Source organism: Rhizobium sp. AC44/96, assembly GCF_001692185.1.
In the GTDB taxonomy this organism is placed as follows: domain Bacteria; phylum Pseudomonadota; class Alphaproteobacteria; order Rhizobiales; family Rhizobiaceae; genus Rhizobium.
Genome location: NZ_LXKO01000025.1, coordinates 241,023 through 256,406, shown reverse-complemented (window position 1 = coordinate 256,406; position 15,384 = coordinate 241,023). Strand labels below are relative to the sequence as shown.

12 protein-coding genes are annotated in these 15,384 nt (G+C 58.8%); 1 reads left to right on the top strand and 11 read right to left on the bottom strand.

The window, feature by feature from the left end:
• Positions 1 to 15 precede the first annotated feature (15 nt).
• Genes cyoD through cyoA form a run of 4 tightly spaced genes read right to left on the bottom strand, consistent with a single transcriptional unit; the run spans position 16 to position 4,269 of the window.
• A complete protein-coding gene (gene cyoD / locus A6U87_RS18750; protein ID WP_065692795.1) occupies positions 16 to 417 on the bottom strand; it encodes a cytochrome o ubiquinol oxidase subunit IV in 402 nt (133 codons plus the stop codon).
• Positions 414 to 1,034 carry a cytochrome o ubiquinol oxidase subunit III gene (gene cyoC / locus A6U87_RS18745; RefSeq protein WP_065692794.1) on the bottom strand — a complete coding sequence of 207 codons (621 nt, stop codon included), beginning with the start codon at positions 1,032 to 1,034 and terminating at the stop codon, positions 414 to 416. The genes cyoD and cyoC overlap by 4 nt, the downstream gene beginning before the upstream one ends.
• Before the next feature lie 4 nt (positions 1,035 to 1,038).
• Complete coding sequence (cyoB, locus tag A6U87_RS18740) at positions 1,039 to 3,042, bottom strand: cytochrome o ubiquinol oxidase subunit I (RefSeq protein ID WP_065692793.1); 2,004 nt, start codon at positions 3,040 to 3,042, stop codon at positions 1,039 to 1,041.
• A gap of 45 nt (positions 3,043 to 3,087) precedes the next feature.
• Positions 3,088 to 4,269 (bottom strand): ubiquinol oxidase subunit II, encoded by a 1,182-nt coding sequence (gene cyoA / locus A6U87_RS18735; protein WP_065692792.1) that lies wholly within the window; start codon positions 4,267 to 4,269, stop codon positions 3,088 to 3,090.
• Between the two features lie 382 nt (positions 4,270 to 4,651).
• Here cyoA and A6U87_RS18730 point away from each other — a divergent pair, with 382 nt between their 5' ends.
• Positions 4,652 to 5,983, top strand: coding sequence for an MFS transporter (locus A6U87_RS18730; RefSeq protein ID WP_065692791.1), 1,332 nt, complete (start codon positions 4,652 to 4,654; stop codon positions 5,981 to 5,983).
• Between the two features lie 69 nt (positions 5,984 to 6,052).
• Here the strand turns inward: A6U87_RS18730 and A6U87_RS18725 are convergent, their stop codons facing one another.
• The 7 genes from A6U87_RS18725 to A6U87_RS18695 form a co-directional block, all read right to left on the bottom strand.
• Complete coding sequence (locus A6U87_RS18725; RefSeq protein ID WP_065692790.1) at positions 6,053 to 6,523, bottom strand: cyclic nucleotide-binding domain-containing protein; 471 nt, start codon at positions 6,521 to 6,523, stop codon at positions 6,053 to 6,055.
• Between the two features lie 95 nt (positions 6,524 to 6,618).
• A complete protein-coding gene (locus A6U87_RS18720; RefSeq protein ID WP_065692789.1) occupies positions 6,619 to 9,333 on the bottom strand; it encodes an ABC transporter transmembrane domain-containing protein in 2,715 nt (904 codons plus the stop codon).
• Between the two features lie 195 nt (positions 9,334 to 9,528).
• A complete protein-coding gene (locus A6U87_RS18715) occupies positions 9,529 to 10,662 on the bottom strand; it encodes a glycosyltransferase family protein (RefSeq protein ID WP_065692989.1) in 1,134 nt (377 codons plus the stop codon).
• A complete protein-coding gene (locus A6U87_RS18710; RefSeq protein ID WP_065692788.1) occupies positions 10,659 to 11,906 on the bottom strand; it encodes a glycosyltransferase family 4 protein in 1,248 nt (415 codons plus the stop codon). Before A6U87_RS18710 ends, A6U87_RS18715 begins: the two co-directional genes overlap by 4 nt.
• Positions 11,907 to 11,917: 11 nt before the next feature.
• Positions 11,918 to 13,126 carry a glycosyltransferase family protein gene (locus A6U87_RS18705; RefSeq protein ID WP_065692988.1) on the bottom strand — a complete coding sequence of 403 codons (1,209 nt, stop codon included), beginning with the start codon at positions 13,124 to 13,126 and terminating at the stop codon, positions 11,918 to 11,920.
• Positions 13,127 to 13,212: 86 nt separating this feature from the next.
• Positions 13,213 to 14,385 carry an ABC transporter permease gene (locus A6U87_RS18700; RefSeq protein WP_065692787.1) on the bottom strand — a complete coding sequence of 391 codons (1,173 nt, stop codon included), beginning with the start codon at positions 14,383 to 14,385 and terminating at the stop codon, positions 13,213 to 13,215.
• The gene (locus tag A6U87_RS18695; RefSeq protein ID WP_065692786.1) at positions 14,385 to 15,383 is read right to left on the bottom strand and encodes an ABC transporter permease; all 999 of its coding nucleotides are present in this window, start codon (positions 15,381 to 15,383) and stop codon (positions 14,385 to 14,387) included. The genes A6U87_RS18700 and A6U87_RS18695 overlap by 1 nt, the downstream gene beginning before the upstream one ends.
• Position 15,384 lies beyond the last annotated feature (1 nt).

Below are 15,384 nucleotides of genomic sequence, written 5' to 3'. Positions count from 1 at the left end.
CGCCCGCCTCTGCCATTACGGCATGTTCTTCATCATTTCCGGGCTCATCGGCATCATGTTGGTATTCAGATGATGCATGACCCAGAGCGAACCCGAAAGCGCGATTGCGACGAGGAGAAGCGTGAAGATCAACGCCATCATCGTCCAGCCGCCTTCCGAACGCGGATTCATGTGCAGGAAGAAGACCATGTGCACGACGATCTGGATGGCGCCGAGGCCCATGATCCAGGCGGCCGTGACCGCATGGTTGTCGAAGACATCAGCCATGACCATCCAGAAGGGGATGGCCGTCAGGATAACCGACAGCACGAAGCCGATGACATAGCTCTTCAACGTGCCGTGGGCAGCCTCGTGTCCGTGGCTGTGACCATGATGGGCTTCGTGAGCATCCTCATGTGCGGGTGCGTGCGAACTCATCCGAGTACTCCCATAAGATAGACGAAGGAAAAGACGCCGATCCAGACAACGTCAAGGAAGTGCCAGAACATCGACAGGCACATCAGGCGACGACGGTTTTCCGGGATCAGGCCGTGCATCGAAACCTGGACCATCAACGTGATGAGCCAGATGATACCGAAGGTGACGTGCAGTCCGTGGGTGCCCACCAGCGTGAAGAAGCAGGACAAAAACGCACTGCGGGACGGGCCTGCACCTTCGTGGATCAGATGCGAGAACTCATACAGTTCCAGTCCGAGGAAGGCCGCGCCGAAGAGACCGGTAACAGCCAGCCAGAACAGGGTCTCTGCCTTTTTCTGACGCTCCATCTGCAGCATGGCGAAGCCATAGGTGATGGAGGACAAAAGCAGCATCGAGGTATTGATTGCCACCAGCGGCAGATCGAACAGATCCGCCGGCGACGGCCCGGCCGCATAATTGCGACCGAGGACGGCGTAGGTTGCAAACAGCACCGCGAAGATCAGGCAGTCGCTCATCAGGTAGAGCCAGAAGCCCAGCATGGTGCTGCCTTCAGGATGATGCTCTTCCGTCATGTAGAATTCAGGCTTGTCGGCCTTGTCGATTGCAATATCGCTCATGGTCTTACACCTGCTCGGCAAGCAGCGTCGTGCGCTTGCCTTCCGTTTCGATGACCTCTTCCGCGGGGATGTAGAAGTCACGCTTGTAGTTGAACGTATGGCCGATCGAGATCGCAATCATTGCGACGAACGAAAGTACCACCAGCCACCACATGTACCAGATCATCGCGAAGGCGAAGACCACGCTGATGCCGCCGAGGATGACACCGGTGCCGGTGTTCTTCGGCATGTGGATCGGCTTGAAGCCTTCCAGCGGGCGGGCGTAGCCGCGTCCCTTCATGTCATACCAGCTGTCGTGGTCATGCACGACCGGCGTGAAGGCAAAGTTGTAGTCCGGCGGCGGCGAAGACGTCGACCATTCCAGCGTACGCGCATCCCACGGGTCGCCCGTGGTGTCACGCAGCTGATCGCGCTTGAGGTAGCTGACGACGAGCTGGATCAGGAACGAAGCAATACCGATCGCAATCAGCACTGCACCGAAAGCAGCGATGATGAACCAGATCTGCAACGAAGGATCCTCGAACTGCGACACGCGACGGGTCACGCCCATCAGGCCGAGCACGTAGAGCGGCATGAAGGCGAAGTAGAAGCCGATCAGCCAGAACCAGAAGGACATCTTGCCCCAGAACGGATCGAGCTTGTAGCCGAACGCCTTCGGGAACCAGTAGGTCACGCCTGCCATGAGGCCGAACACCACACCGCCGATGATGACGTTGTGGAAGTGGGCGATCAGGAACAGCGAGTTGTGCAGCACGAAGTCTGCCGGCGGAACGGCAAGGAGAACGCCGGTCATGCCACCGATGACGAAGGTGACCATGAAGCCGATCGTCCACAGCATCGGTACTTCGTAGCGGATACGACCGCGATACATCGTGAACAGCCAGTTGAACATCTTCGCCCCCGTGGGGATCGAAATGATCATCGTGGTGATGCCGAAGAACGAGTTGACGCTTGCACCCGACCCCATCGTGAAGAAGTGGTGCAGCCACACGAGGTAGGAGAGGATGGTAATGACGACGGTCGCATAGACCATCGAGGCATAACCAAAGAGGCGCTTTCCGCAGAAGGTTGCAACGACTTCCGAGAAGATACCGAAAGCCGGCAGCACCAGGATGTACACTTCCGGGTGACCCCAGATCCAGATGAGGTTCACATACATCATCGGATTGCCACCAAGGTCGTTGGTGAAGAAGTTGGTACCGGCGTAGCGGTCAAGCGAAAGCAGCGCAAGCGTTGCCGTCAGAACCGGGAAGGTCGCGACGATGAGTACGTTGGTGCAGAGCGACGTCCAGGTGAAGACAGGCATCTTCATCATGGTCATGCCGGGAGCACGCATCTTCACGATCGTTGCGATCAGGTTGATCCCCGACAGCGTCGTTCCGATACCGGCCACCTGCAGGCCCCAGATATAATAGTCGACCCCAACCCCAGGGCTGTAATCGGAACCCGACAGCGGCGGATAGGCCAGCCAGCCGGTCTGCGCGAATTCGCCGACGAACAGCGAAATCATGATGATGATCGCGCCTGCCGTCGTCATCCAGAACGAGAAGTTGTTCAGGAAGGGGAAGGAAACGTCGCGCGCACCGATCTGCAGAGGAACCACGAAGTTCATCAGACCCGTGACGAACGGCATGGCCATGAAGAAGATCATGATGACACCGTGGGCGGTGAACACCTGGTCGTAGTGGTGCGGCGGCAGATAACCCGCCGATCCGTTGAAGGCCAGCGCCTGCTGCAGACGCATCATGATGGCATCGGAGAAACCGCGCAGCAGCATCACGAGCGCCAGGATGACGTACATGATGCCGATCTTCTTGTGATCGACGCTGGTCAGCCAATCGTTCCAGAGATAGCTCCAGAGCTTGAAGTAGGTAATGAGACCCAGAACAGCGATACCGCCGAGCGCAACCGCCGTGAACGTCGCGACCAGAATCGGCTCGTGATAGGGGATCGCTTCTAGGGTCAACCGGCCGAAGATGAACTTCAGAAGGTCAGGATTGGAAAACATGGAATAACCCGTTCATTGATGTCTTATCGACGCAAAGCGCCAGGTCTAGTTGTTGGTCTGCGGAGCAGGAGTTGTTTCGCCGGTGCTCTGGTTCATCCCGGGTATGCTATGCCCGTCATGCTGCATTCCCGGCATGTTCTGCATGTCGTCGGCCTGGCCGGCGTCGCTGGCATTGCCTGCGGCGGGTGCCGCTTCGGTGTTGCCCCGACCTTCGGTCGCTGGCGCAGCTGCACCGTGGGCGCCTTCGTTACCGTCGGCATGGCGATCGTCGTATTTGAGCTTCTCGCGGTTTTCGGCGCTTTCCTTGCCGCCGCCGCCCATCATGTCGATGTGCATCATCTCGTTCATGCACATCTTGCCCGGTGCCGCGCACATGTTCAGGATCGCATTGAAGAGATCCTTGTCGGCAGACGCGAAGTAACGCACCGGCTCGCGCTCACTCGGACGCTCAAGCTTGAGGTAGGTATCACGGTTCAGCGCCGTGCCCTGTGACTTCACCTGTGCAACCCAGGCATCAAAGCCCTGCTGGTTGAAGCCGTGGAACTTGAAGCGCATGTGCGAGAAGCCCGCACCACTGTAGTTCGCGGAAAAGCCGTCGTAGACGCCTTCCTTGTTGATGACTGCATGCAGCTTGGTCTGCATGCCCGGCATCGCATAGATCTGCCCGGCGAGCGCCGGGACATAGAACGAGTTCATGACCGACGACGACGTGATCTCGAAATTGATCGGCACATCAACCGGCGCTGCCAGTTCGTTGACAGTCGCGATGCCGAGGTCCGGATAGAAGAACAGCCACTTCCAGTCGAGCGCGACCACCTGAACGGTCAGCGGCTTGGTATCGGCAGGGATGCTCCGCTCCGCATCGATTCGATCCAGCGGACGAAACGGATCGAGCTTATGGGTGCTGATCCAGGTAATTGCGCCAAGCGCGATGATGATCGCCAGCGGAGCGGACCAGATGACCACTTCCAGACGCGTAGAATGGTGCCACTCGGGATCATAGGTCGCAGCCGTATTCGACCGACGGTACCGCCAGGCGAAAAACAGCGTGAGGAAGATCACCGGAACAATGATCAGCAGCATCAGCACGGTCGATACGACGATAAGGTCGCGCTGTTGCATGGCTATGTCGCCCGACGGCGACATGACCACCAAATTGCATCCCGCCAGCGTCAGCAGCAGCGGCAGAATGAGGAGATGGCGGGAAAACTTCGGCAGTTTTTGCACGTCTCTATGCTCTTGTTGTTTCGTCCAAACCGCGACTAAAGCACTGTATCTGATATCAACATGAGGTGTTTGGTCGCAGTGCAGCAGATTTGCCGCACTGCGGGATAAGACAGGCTGCGCCCGATGTCAAAATCCTGATATCGGCTGGAAGGATTTTTTCGCAACCCAAGCACTTTTGAAGCGCTAATATATCCGCGCGAACCGCTCCGACCACCTTTTTCGCGGCGTTTTACGGCCAGCGGACCGTAATTTTTCATCCACACCTAATTTTGCGATCGGATGATGAACTATTTACTTCGACCGGACTTGATAAGCGTGCGGGTTTGTTCAAGACTCGCTATGAGGCGCTTTGCCGCAAGCGCCTTAACGAGGGAGGCGTTGAATGGCAAATGCATCACACTATGGACCGTCGTCCACGTCGATGGAACGCGACGCAAGACAAATTCACGCGGACAAGCCGATATCGCCCGGCAGTATCGCGATCGGTGTTATCATTGGACGCATGTCGGAATTCTTCGACTTCTTCGTCTATGGTCTCGCCTCGGTCCTGGTCTTTCCGCAGCTCGTATTCCCCTTCGCGCCGGATCGCCTGACAGGCACCCTTTATTCCTTTGCGATCTTCTCGCTGGCCTTCCTGGCGCGCCCCGTCGGTTCGGTTGTGTTCATGACCATCGACCGGCTTTACGGTCGCGGAACCAAGCTCACGATCGCACTCTTCCTGCTTGGCGGCTCGACGGCCTCCATCGCCTTCCTGCCGGGATATAACGAGATCGGTGCATGGTCGATTGCGCTTCTCGCACTCTTCCGGCTCGGGCAGGGCTTCGCGCTCGGTGGCGCATGGGACGGCCTTGCGTCGCTCCTGGCGCTGAACGCTCCGCAAAATCGCCGCGGCTGGTACGCGATGATTCCGCAGCTCGGCGCACCGATCGGCTTTGCGCTGGCAAGCATTCTGTTCGGCTATTTCATCGCCAACCTCTCCAGCGAGGACTTCCTGAGCTGGGGCTGGCGTTATCCGTTCTTTGTCGCCTTCGCGATCAACGTGGTTGCGCTGTTCGCGCGTCTGCGTCTCGTCATGACCACCGAGTTCGGCACGGCCCTGGAAAAGCATGAGCTGGAAGCAGCACCGCTTCGCGACGTGCTGCGCATCCATGGACGTGACATTCTCATCGGTGCCTTCGTGCCGCTGGCAAGCTTTGCGATGTTCCATCTGGTGACCATCTTCCCGCTGGGCTGGATGAGCCTTTACGGCAACCAGCCGATCGGCACCTTCATGGTCGTCCAGATTATCGGGGCAATGGTCGGCATCGTCGCCATCATCGCGTCCGGCCTGATCGCCGACCGTATCGGCCGCCGTGGACAGCTGGCAGTCTGCGCCGTCCTCATCGCAATCTTCAGCTTCATCGGCCCCATCCTGATTGGTTCCGGATCAGAAGGACAGGATGCCTTCGTCATCATCGGCTTTGGCGTTCTCGGTCTTTCCTTCGGCCAGGCTACCGGCTCGATCTCGTCGCGCTTCGGCCGTGGCTACCGCTATACGGGCGCCGCGTTCACGTCTGACCTTGCCTGGCTCGTCGGCGCCGGCTTTGCGCCGTTGGTTGCGCTCAGCCTGTCCAGCCGCTTCGGTCTGACCTTTGTCGGCTACTACCTGCTGTCCGGCGCCATCTGCACGCTCGCAGCGTTGGCATTCAGCAAGGCGCTCGAACAGCGAGATTGAGCGCACGCATCAAAGAAAAAGCCCGCCTGGATTGCTCCAGACGGGCTTTTCTGTTTCTCGAAAGATCGGTCAGGCGTTTTCCGGCTGGGGACGCTTCGCAGCCTTCGCCGCGGTCAGTTCCGCCGTCGTGTGGTTCAAGCGGTCAGCCAGAACGCGCATGATCTCGACGGCCATCTCCGGAAAATCGCTCAGCAACTTCAAGAAATGCTCCTTGCTGATCCGAAGGACTTCGAGCGCGGAGGTCGCGCGCACAGTCGCCGTTCGCGACACGTCGCAAAGGATGGCAATCTCGCCAACGATGGAATTGGGATCGACATCGGCAACCTTGATGTCGCCTGCCGGCGAATGCACCAGAATGTCGGCAGTACCGGAAAGAACGACATAGGCCGCATCGCCTGGGTCGCCCTGATGGAAAAGATCTTGACCTATCTTGTAGGTCATTCGATCCGAGGTGAAGGCCAAAAGCTTGAGCTTGGCCGGCGCGATCCTCGAGAAGATCGGCACCCGCCGCAGCATTTCGACTTCGTCTCTCAACAGCATGAGCGTACTTACCCCCTGCCGCACATCATCAGGTGCGCCTGCTAGAATTCCATTGCGCCCCTCGTAGGGCGCTCTTACGCCGCCCTATTAAGATATTACGATAACAGTTCCTTGAACATACCGTTTTGTTCCGAAAGTTCCGGAAAATTGCCGGCTTCAACCAGTGTTCCCCGGTCAAACAGCAAAATTCGATCAAAGATCTCGGCGAGCTTCGCGTTTGAAAGCACCCAGATGATGCCAGGGCGTTCGCCTTCCTTGTGGAGACCACGGACAATGTTGTGGGTGATCTGGTCCTGCAGTCGCTGGTCGAGCGCAGAAAGCGGACGATTGAACACGAAATAATCGGAGCGCCGGATGAGCGCGCGCGCTAGGTTGAGCTTCTGGCGCTGGGCCATCGTCAGACGCTTGCCGCCGGATCCGACGTCGAACTCCAACCCGATGGAGAGCACATCGTCAAACAGGTCGAGCGAGTCGAACAGATCGCCCATGATGGCACGGATGCGATCGGAGGCATCGGCCTGCTGGTAGGCGATGCGTCCGAACAACACGTTGTCCATCAGGCTGGCCGACGAAATGAAGTGTTCCGGATCGTAACGCTCGATGAGTGCGGCCAGATCGTCTGGAATGTTCTGATGGAATTGCTTTCGGGCGCTGACGATCTTGGCCATCAGCTCATCCGTCAGCAGACCGAAACGGTGACGAGGCTCGATATAGGCAAAGCTCAGCCGGATGATCGCCTGGCGCTCCTCCGGTGTCGCATCATCGAATCGCCGGCTCTGCAGCTTCTGGAGCAGTCCCTGATAGGTGGGAATGTCATCCGCCGTCATGAACGTCAGCTGCTGGAAGAACGGATGGTCCGGCGGCAGGTCATGGAAGAGCTCCACCGCGTTCTCGGCAATCTCGAGACCCATGGCGTACAGGTCATCGCTGAGACCGGTTTCGCGGAAGAGCGCCTGGAAATAGGGATGCGCCGCAAGCCGCCGATTGTTCATCATCGGCCGCTTCATCGAGCCGAAGAGCAGGTTCTCGCCAACTGTCGCCTGCGAGTTGTAGGCATCGAAGTCGAACGGCACGACGATATTGCCGAGCTCAGATTCCTCCATACGCTTACGCAACGCGGCACGCAGGTCGACGATGTGATCGGCAAGAGTGACGTGGATGCTTGTGTCAACGACCGAACGAAGAGCCAGATCCAAGACGCCCTCCGACATCAACACGGCATCAAGCACCGGCCGAATGGTTTTCAGGATGTCCTGCGGGCCCGTGGCGCCGGCCGCGCGGTAATCCACCCAGTCGCTATTCAGGTCAAGCGCAGGATTGCCTGCCTTTTGCGCTTCGATCGCATACCACTTGGCTTCAAGCGCTGCCTGATCGTCATAGCTGGGCGTCGTCAGTGGCGCGTGCTTCAATCCATAGAGCAGGTTGTCCAGCAACGTGCCGTGGAAGAAGTAGGTATCGGCGGATGCATAAGAGATCCGGCGCCCTGTAATCGATTCCGGAAGCTCCAGCAGATCCTTGCCGTCAATGGTGATACGCCCGGTATCCGGCCACACCAGTCGCCCGAGCGCCTCGGCGAAGGCCTCGATGCCGCTCGCATTGGGCCCGACGACGGCGACCGTCTCATTCGGCCGAATCTCAACCGAGACGTGGTCGACCAATCGCGCACCGCTATCGTCGCTGACGGTGAGGTTCGTCACGACAAGCGGATAGGCGAGGGGGCCGATTGCTTCGGTCGGAACCTCCTGGATCTTGCCGTCGATAAGCGGCTCGATGTTGAACTGCTCGTAGACCTGCTGATACTTGACCTGCACGTCCTGGCGCATCTGATCCCAGTCGATCAGTTCCTTCAGCGGCCCGGGAAGATCCTTGTAGGCGCTGATCACCGCCACCAGCTGCCCGATATCCAGGCGTCCCTGTAGCGCGAGATAGCCGCCGATGGCATAGAACAGAAACGGCGTGACCTGCGCCAGGAAGTTGTTCAGAAACTTGACCAGAAACTTCCACTGATAGAGGTCATAGCGGATCGAGAAGATCAAACCGAGCCGCGTCGCAATGTCCGCACGCTCCAGGTTCGAGGTATCGTTGCTGTGGATCGTCCCGATACCGTCAACGATTTCGCCGACGCGGCCGGACAGCTCCCGCGCTGTCAGCTGGCGCTGGCGACCGAGTTCAAGCAGCCGCTTTCTCATGCGGGGAATGACGACGGCCTGAACACCGACGATCGCAGCGGCAATCATTCCGAGCCAGAAATTCTGGATGATGATGAAAGCCAGTGCCGTCAGTGCTTGCCCACCGAGAAGGGCTGGCGAAACGAAGGCGTCGCCGGTGAAGCCGCCCATTGGCTCCACCTCGTCCTTGATCATCGTGGCAATTTCGGCGGATTTTACCCGCTTGAACTGGCTGGGCGGAAAGCGCAGCACCCTGTCGATCAGTTCGAAGCGAATGCGCCGGAGCATCCGTTCGCCCAATCGGCCCTTGTAGGTGTTGATGTAGAACTTGAACAATCCGTTGAGCACGACCAGCGCAAGGAAAACCAGGCTGAGCGCCATCAGCATCTGAAGACGGTCAAGCTGAATGCCTTGGAAGAACTCGACCTTGCCGATAACAGGGAAGGTGTAGGACAGATGAAAGAAGGTCTGGGTCGCGCCTTCGCCTTCGAAGCCGGAGCCCTGGATCGGGCCGTTGACGATCTGCTTCGGGAGGTCGAATGATAGGAAATACGGTATCATCGACAACGCTACGACAGTCAGAATCCAGAGCTGCTGCAGCCGCGTGTTCGACCAGATATAGCGCGCGAGGCTTTTTTCCATTGTTAACCGTCAATTGTCTGGAAACGCCGGGGGCCGCAATCCTGTAGCGAAACAGGGAAGGAACGCCGAGAACAAGATCATGCTGTCGACCACCGGATAGAATAACAAAAACAACGCGAAGCGACGTGCGTTGATCGCGCCGATTCCCGTTGGGATTCTTTTTATATCATAGGAATTTGATAAAGTGCGAGCGTTTCAGCCGGTCATTGCGCGAATGATCTGGGCTGTTGTGTTTGCACCATCAAGATCCAAGGGCACCGAGACTTTACGGGGGTGCGCAAGCGCAGTCTCGACCGCCTCGGCCACCATCTTTGCCGTCAGGCCGCTTTCCGGCAAAACGTCCGCCAGCCCCAACATCTGGAGCCGCTCGGCCCGCACGGTCTGCTCGGTTTCGCCCCCGGCCACGAACGGGATTAGGATCGCACGGCAATCGGTTTGCAAGAGGTCTCCGACCGTGTTGTAGCCGGCCTGCGAAATCGAAACGCGCGCACCACGCAGTAGAGACGGGAAGTCCTTGCGGAAGCGCACCAGCGTCACGTTGTCAGTCGCCTGCTGCGAAAGGGCAACGAAATCCGCCTCGGGAAGATTGGGACCGCTGATCAGCAGCCACCGCAACTCCTTCGGCAGATCGGCGGCCGCAGCGTTTACAGCACGCAGAAGATCCGATCCGACCGCCCCACCGCCGGCCGATGCGATGATGTCGAAGCGCTCGGTTGGTTCCGGTGCCTGGTCAGCCGCAACGATGCCGGTATAGCGGATTTTCGAGGCAATCTCCGACGTCAGCGGGAAGGTATCTTCGAGACGAACGAAGGCAGGATCGCCGTGCACAAGCACCGTATCGAAATGATTGCGAACAAGATCAACCGTTTCGGAATCGCGGCCGGGCTTTCTGTTTTCCTGCAGGATGTCGCGCACGGAACTCAGCAGTTTTGGCCGAGGGCTTGCCTTTTCGATGGCATCGAGAAGCGGCAGAATCTCGAAGCGCATCTGGCGACGACCAAACGGAAATGCCTCTATGATGACAACATCAGGCTTGGCTTCCTCAAAAGCGGCAAGCAGGAGATCGCGCCGCCGCTCCAGAAATACCGCGTCGGCATCAACACCATTTTTGTCGGCAAGACCGGAAAAACCGACATTGCTGGCCACAACAGGCGGCAGGGCCACGGTCTTGATCCCGTCTCCGGGGAAGCCGGGAACCGGCAAACCGCCGGTTACGACTGTTACATCGAAACCATTGCGCACCAACGCATTCGCGATACGGCTGGCACGCGCGATGTGGCCGATGCCCAGCAGATGCTGAACGTAAAAGAAAATGCGCGGTGCACTCATGCGGTCTTCCGCCATTCTTCCTCAAAGAGCTTGCTGAGCTGATCGATGCTTGAGTGGTAATCGAAATGCGCGCGCACGCGTTTTTCGGCTGCCTCGCCCAGCTTGAGACGCAGCGCCGGGTCGGCTATCGCCATATGAAGTGCCTTTGCCAGGGACTCGGGGCTTTCGGGAGGAACCACCAAGCCATTTTCGCCATGGATAAGGAGTTCCGGCACACCGGATACCGACGTGGAGATGCAGGGCAGGCGCTGGCTCGACGCTTCCACCAGAACGTTTGGCAATCCATCGCGATCGCCGTTTGCCGCAATCCGGCAGGCCAGCGCGAAGATATCGGCGCGGCGGTAGTGATCGAGCACGTCCTCCTGTGCGAGCGCACCCTTCCAGGTAGTCCGCTCCGCGATGCCCAACGTCGCTGCCATCGCCTTCAGCTTCGTCAGTTCGTCGCCTCCGCCGATATGCTCGAAACGCCAGTTCAAGTCCGCCGGCAAAAGCGCCAGTGCTTCAAGCAGCGTATCGTAGCCCTTCTTCTCGACCGCCCGGCCGACGGAGAGAATGAGAACGGGATCGACCGGATCACGACCGTTCCTGTGCGATCGCTGGCCTGGGAAAGAACCGAAGCGGCCGAGATCAAGACCATGATAGCTGAGATAGACGGCATCGGTGCGAGCCGTCAGCGTGCGCATGTGATCATAGCCGTTGCGCGTGCACGTAACGGTCCAGCGTGCGCTGTTGAGCTTCTCCCCGAGATCCCAATCCGGCGACGTCCAGATGTCCTTGGCGTGGGCCGAACACGTCCAGGGAACGCCGGTCAGAATGCTCGCATATTCGGTGACTGATGCGGGCGTGTGAATGAAATGCGCGTGCAGCCAACCGCCATTGTCCGGCCACTCGCGGGCCAGCACGAAAGCCTGCCCCAGCCGCCGGAAGCGGTTGCGGGAAATGTCGCGAGGCAGGTCCTTGAAGAACCGCTTCCAAAGCGCCTTCGCGCCGGGTCTTGAAAAGCTGTGAAACAGGCCCTTCAGCACCCGGATGGGTTCCTCATGCAGATATTCAGGCAAGTAGAGGACCTTGGCCTTTATCTCGTCGTGAACCGGATGCCGCTTCTTGTCGGTCGGGCGGCGCATCGAGATCAAGGTCAGATCGAAGCCGGCCTTTTCGAGACCAAGCAATTCCTGTGCGATGAAGGTTTCCGAAAGGCGTGGGTAGCCCTTCAGGACGACAAGGATATTCCGGCGGAGCGGCAACAGGGTGACTTTCACTCGGCACTGACAATGGAGAGATGGCGGCCGCGGCTGTCCAGCCAGTGTCCAACGGTCTGCGAGATGTGGTTCAGGCCGTCGAGCTGAAGCGTGCAGCCACTCTCCGAGGGCGGCAGCCGCTGCGGCAGACGCTTCAATGCTGCAGCCATGACAGCAGGATCGGCCGATTGCTCGGGCAACAGAACATCCACCAGGCCCAGTTCGCTCGCCCGCTGGGCGCGCAGCAACTGTTCCTCGCGCGGCTTGATGCGGGGAACGATCAACGCCGGTTTGTCGAAGGACAGGATCTCGCAATAGGTGTTGTATCCACCCATGGCGACCACGCCGACGGCGCCGGCGACCAGTTCTTCCATGTGGTTGTCGAACTCGATGACCTCGACATAGGGAATCTTCGCGCCCTTTTGAACGAGCTTGGCGCGCTCGGCGGCGGGCATGTATGGCCCCAGCACGACCAGCGCTCTCTGCTGCAGGCTGGCATCATGTTCGTAGGCGTTCATGACGTCTTCGACGAGATCCGCGCCGTCGCCACCACCGCCTGTCGTCACCAGGATATAGTTGTCGTTGCGCGCGTTGATCGACGTCTTGCTGGTGGAGACGCTGCGCTGCAGGAAGCCGACGAAATCCATCTTCCGTCGAACACTGACCGGCACATCGAGGCCAACGAGCGGATCATAGAAATCCGGGGGGCCATAAACCCAGATCGAATCGTAATACTGATCGATCTTCTGCATGATCCCGTTCTTCTTCCACTCGGCGTCCAGAAGGTGCGGAGCGTCCATGATTTCGCGCAGCCCCAGCACCAGCGTCGCGCCTTGCGCCTTCAGATAGGCGAGCGTGTCTTCCACTTCGCCCTTCAAGCCCATCGGCTCCTTGTCGACGATGAAAACGTCGGGCTGAAATGTCTCCGCCGTGTGGCGAATGATCGATTCCCGCATCTTCAGGGTCTCCTGAAGATCGATATGGCTTGCCATCGACGTATATTCGCCGTTGCGAAGCTTGATCACGCTCGGAATTTTCACGAAGTCCACGCGGGCGCGATAGTCGAACGCGCCGGCGATCGTGGCTCCGGAGACAATCAGGATACTGAGCCCCCTGTAGTCCTCCACCAGCGCATGCGCGATCGCCCGACAGCGGCGCAAGTGCCCGAGTCCGAAGGTATCGTGGCTGTACATGAGGATACGGGCATCTTCCAGGCGCCGTGCCATGGGCATTCCTTCTGGGCTATTAAACACCTAGCACCGCCGGTTTCCGCGTGCCGTTGCGGCAGAGCAGCGCTCCGTCCGACTGCGCGCTATTTGTAGGGATCTGCCGCGTCACGCAAGCCGTCTCCCAGAAAGTTGAACGCCAAAATCACCAGAACGACCGGTATAATAGGAAAAAGCAACCATGGATAGAATGCAATGACGCTCACGCTCTTTGCCTCGGTGAGCAGGATGCCCCAACTGGTGATCGGCGGGCGCAGACCGAGCCCGAGGAAGCTGAGTGCGGTCTCCCCGAGAATCATGCCCGGGATCGAAATCGTCGCTGATGCGATCAGATGCGACATGAAGCCCGGAACAAGATGCCGGCCGATCACGCGGGCGGTGCTGGCGCCCATAAGCTGCGCCGCCTGAACGTAGTCCTCCTCTCGCAAGGCCAACAGCTTCGAGCGCACCGCTCGCGCAAGCCCCGTCCAGTCGATGATCCCGAGGATCACAGTAATACCGAAATAGATGACGATCGGGCTCCAAGTCACCGGCATGACGGCAGCCAGCGCCATCCAGAGTGGCAGGCTTGGCAAAGACTGCAGCACCTCGATCAGGCGTTGAACAACCAGATCGAAAATCCCGCCCCAGTAACCGGCCAGACCACCGATCACGATGCCGAGGCAAAAGCTGATCGCAATACCGATCAACCCGATGGTCAGCGAAATGCGGGCGCCATACATGATGCGCGACAGCACGTCGCGCCCCAACCGATCGGTTCCCAGAAGGAACATCTGCCCCCCAACGGCCGGGCACACCAGATGCAGGTCAGAGCTGATGAGCCCCCAGAATTTATAGCCGTCGCCGCGGCAGAAGAAGCGGATCGGCTGCACGTCGTTCGGCCTGTCCGTATACAGGCGGTGCAGCGTATCCAGATCGAGCGACATGCTGCGACCATAGACGAACGGACCGACGAACTTCCCCTCGTGGAACAGATGTACGCGCTGCGGCGGCGAATGGATGAAGTCGACATTTCGCGTGTGCAGCCCGTAGGGCGCCAGAAACTCCACGATGATGATCATGAAGTAGATCGCAACCAGGAAGATGCCCGAGGCAAGCGCCAACCGGTGTTGCTTGAACTTCCACCACATCAGCCGCTTTTGCGACGCGAGGTGCATACGCGACTGAGCAGCGGTCGCCGTCTCCGTTGCGAAAGGATCGAAGGGCGCGGTGGAAACGTAGTGCGGCAGAGGCGCACCGGGCGGAGGCAAGGGCGACATTATTTGGTGCTCCTGCCTTGAAGACGGATGCGCGGATCAAGAAACCCGAGTGCGATATCCGAAATGAGAACGCCGATGACATTCAAGAAAGCGAGGAACATCAGGAACGAGCCCGCGAGATACATGTCCTGGCTCTGCAGAGCCTTGATAAGCATGGGTCCGGTTGTCTCCAGCGACAGAACGATCGCCACGATCTCGGCACCGGATATGATCGACGGAAGGATCGACCCGATATCCGCCACGAAGAAGTTGAGCGCCATGCGCAAAGGGTATTTGATCAAGGCGCGCAGCGGATGCAGGCCTTTTGCGCGCGCGGTCATCACATACTGCTTCTGCATTTCGTCAAGCAGGTTCGCGCGCAACCGGCGGATCATCCCTGCCGTGCCGGCGGCACCGACGATGATGACCGGGATCCACAGGTGCGACAGGATCGAGCGCGCCTTTTCCCAGCTCATTGGTTCCGACAGGAACTTCTGATCCATCAGATGCCCAATTGAAATGCCGAACCAGATGTTTGCAAAATACATCAGGATCAATGCCAGCATGAAATTGGGAATGGCGATGCCGAGCAGGCCGACGAAGGTCAGCCCATAGTCGCCCCAGCTATATTGATGCGTGGCGGAATAGATACCGATCGGAAACGCGATCAGCCACGTCAGCAGGATCGTGGAGAAGGAAACCAGGATCGTGAGCCACAGGCGATCGCCGACAACATCAGACACCGGCAGCTGGTATTCGAAGGAATAGCCGAAATCGCCGTGAAGCATTCCGCCGACCCAGTAGAAGTAGCGCACGACCGCAGGCTTATCGAAACCGTACTGTTTGCGCAGCTCTTCGATTTCCTGAAGGTTGGCGTTTTCGCCCTGCGCCCGCAGCTCGGCGATCTGGCTCTCGAAGAAGTCGCCCGGCGGCAGCTCGATGATCGTGAAAACCAGTGCTGAAATGACGAAGAGCGTCGGCACCATCGCAGCAATGCGCCACAGGATGTATCTCAGCATG

What these genes read in the sequence shown, in the direction of transcription:
- A6U87_RS18705 (WP_065692988.1), bottom strand. Translation starts at nt 13,126, where the DNA reads ATGGCACGGCGCCTGGAAGATGCCCGTATCCTCATGTACAGCCACGAT.
- A6U87_RS18730 (WP_065692791.1), top strand. Translation starts at nt 4,652, where the DNA reads ATGGCAAATGCATCACACTATGGACCGTCGTCCACGTCGATGGAACGC.
- A6U87_RS18720 (WP_065692789.1), bottom strand. Translation starts at nt 9,333, where the DNA reads ATGGAAAAAAGCCTCGCGCGCTATATCTGGTCGAACACGCGGCTGCAG.
- A6U87_RS18695 (WP_065692786.1), bottom strand. Translation starts at nt 15,383, where the DNA reads ATGCTGAGATACATCCTGTGGCGCATTGCTGCGATGGTGCCGACGCTC.
- cyoB (WP_065692793.1), bottom strand. Translation starts at nt 3,042, where the DNA reads ATGTTTTCCAATCCTGACCTTCTGAAGTTCATCTTCGGCCGGTTGACC.
- cyoC (WP_065692794.1), bottom strand. Translation starts at nt 1,034, where the DNA reads ATGAGCGATATTGCAATCGACAAGGCCGACAAGCCTGAATTCTACATG.
- A6U87_RS18715 (WP_065692989.1), bottom strand. Translation starts at nt 10,662, where the DNA reads ATGAGTGCACCGCGCATTTTCTTTTACGTTCAGCATCTGCTGGGCATC.
- cyoD (WP_065692795.1), bottom strand. Translation starts at nt 417, where the DNA reads ATGAGTTCGCACGCACCCGCACATGAGGATGCTCACGAAGCCCATCAT.
- A6U87_RS18700 (WP_065692787.1), bottom strand. Translation starts at nt 14,385, where the DNA reads ATGTCGCCCTTGCCTCCGCCCGGTGCGCCTCTGCCGCACTACGTTTCC.
- A6U87_RS18725 (WP_065692790.1), bottom strand. Translation starts at nt 6,523, where the DNA reads ATGCTGTTGAGAGACGAAGTCGAAATGCTGCGGCGGGTGCCGATCTTC.